Here is a 2118-nt window from a genome sequence, read left to right as displayed (position 1 = left end):
GGGTGACCACCCCCGCCACCGATCCCCGCCCCGCCAGCCCGGTCGACGCGGTCGCCGACGCGTACGTCGCGACCCTCGCCCGCCAGCACCCGGCCCACGCGACGCAGCTCGGCATCCCCGGCCACGAGCGCGAGCTCACCGACTACTCGCCCGACGCGTGGACGCAGCGCGCCGACCAGGCCCGCTCGACGCTGCTCGCGCTCGAGGGCCTGGCCCCGGCCGACGCGGTCGACGAGGTCACGGTCGCGGCCATGGGCTACGCGCTGCGCACCGAGCTCGACCTGCTCGACGCGGGCGAGCGCCAGCGCGAGCTCAACAACATCGCGTCGCCGTCGCAGGAGGTCGTCGAGGTCTTCGACCTCATGGCGACCGACACCGAGCAGGCGTGGGACGACGTCGCGGCGCGGCTCGCGGCCGTGCCCGCGGCGCTGGACTCGTACGTCGCGTCCCTGCGGGCGGCCGCCGCGCGCGGCGACGTCGCCGCGCGCCGCCAGGTCGAGACGGTCGTCGCGCAGGCCCGCGAGGTCGCGGACCCCGACGAGTCCGCGTTCACGCGGCTCGTGCGTGGCGAGGACGCCCGCCGGGTGCTGGGCGAGGACCACGCGCTGCACGCCGACCTCGAGCGGGGCGCGGCCGCCGCACGTGACGCCTACGCGCGCCTGGCCCAGGTGCTGGCCGAGGAGATCGCGCCGCTGGCCCCCGAGCAGGACGCGGTCGGCCGCGAGCGCTACGCGCTGTGGTCGCGGCAGGCGCTGGGCGCCGAGGTGGACCTCGACGAGACGTACGCGTGGGGCCTCGAAGAGCTCGCGCGCGTGCAGGCCGAGCAGCAGCAGGTAGCCGAGCAGATCGCGGGCCCCGGTGCGACCGTCGAGCAGGCCGTCGCGCTGCTCGACGCCGACCCGGCGCGTCGCCTGAACGACACCGACGCGCTGCGCGCGTGGATGCAGACGACGTCCGACGCCGCGATCGAGGCGCTGGACGGCACGCACTTCGACATCCCCGTGCCGGTGCGCACGCTCGAGTGCCGCATCGCGCCGTCCCGCACGGGTGCGATCTACTACACGGGACCGAACGACGACTTCAGCCGCCCCGGGCGCATGTGGTGGTCGGTGCCGCCGGAGGTCACGTCGTTCGCGACGTGGCGCGAGCGCACGACCGTCTACCACGAGGGCGTCCCGGGCCACCACCTGCAGATCGCGCAGGCCGTGCACGAGCGCGCGACGCTGAACTCGTGGCGGCGCCTCGCGTCGTGGACGTCCGGCCACGGCGAGGGCTGGGCGCTGTACGCCGAGCGGCTCATGGCCGACCTCGGGTTCCTCGACGACCCGGGCGACCGGCTGGGCATGCTCGACGGCCAGCGGCTGCGCGCCGCGCGCGTCGTGTTCGACCTCGGCATGCACCTGGGCCTGCGGGCCCCCGCCGAGGTCGGTGCGGCGTGGACGCCCGAGACCGGGTGGGACTTCCTGCGCGCCAACGTGAACATGCCCGAGTCGTTCGTGCGGTTCGAGTACACGCGCTATCTCGGCTGGCCGGGGCAGGCGCCGTCGTACAAGGTCGGGCAGCGCCTGTGGGAGCAGGCTCGGGATACCGCGCGCGCGACCGCGCAGGCCCGGGGCCAGGTGTTCGACCTGCGCGACTTCCACGCCCGCGCGCTGCGCTTGGGCTCGGTGCCGCTGGCCGTGCTGCCCGCGGCGCTCGCGGGCTGACGCCGACCTCTGCTCCCCCGCACGACGAGAGGGACGGCGCCGGTCACCTCCACGCGCCCGGCGCCGCCCCCGTCTCAGCCGCCCGCCCCGACCTCCGCGCGGAGGCCCGGGCGGGCGGACGCCGGCCGGACCCCGGTCACGGCCGCCACGTGTCCGTCGTCGTGAGCGTCCCGCCCGCCGGCACCGTGAGCGTGCGGTTCGCCCCCGACTCCCACGTGACGGTCGAGCCCTGCTTGCGGACGTACTTGTACTGCACGGCGGTGCCCGGCGGCAGCGTCAGGGTCGCTCGCCACACCGGGTAGGTGGCGGCCGACAGCGGCACGGCGCGTGCGGGGTCCCAGCCGCCGAGGCCCGCGTGGTCGCCGACGACGTACAGGTCCTGACCCCACACGGTCGTCGCGGTGACGCCGAA

Annotated in this window: 2 protein-coding genes; one reads left to right on the top strand and one right to left on the bottom strand. The window is 76.2% G+C overall.

Translation table 11 applies throughout. The features are described from left to right. Positions 1–2 precede the first annotated feature (2 nt). Complete coding sequence (locus ATM99_RS16285) at positions 3–1706, top strand: DUF885 domain-containing protein (RefSeq protein ID WP_062103892.1); 1704 nt, start codon at positions 3–5, stop codon at positions 1704–1706. A 136-nt stretch (positions 1707–1842) separates the two neighbouring features. Here ATM99_RS16285 and ATM99_RS16280 read toward each other — a convergent pair. Continuing rightward, positions 1843–2118, bottom strand: a 276-nt coding sequence (locus ATM99_RS16280; RefSeq protein WP_304438281.1) for a carbohydrate-binding module family 20 domain-containing protein, incomplete at its 5' end; no start/stop codon positions are given.

This window comes from Cellulomonas sp. B6, assembly GCF_001462455.1.
Taxonomy (GTDB): Bacteria; Actinomycetota; Actinomycetes; order Actinomycetales; family Cellulomonadaceae; genus Cellulomonas.
The sequence above is the reverse complement of the archived record's forward strand: the minus strand, read 5'-3'. Positions and strand labels throughout refer to the sequence as shown.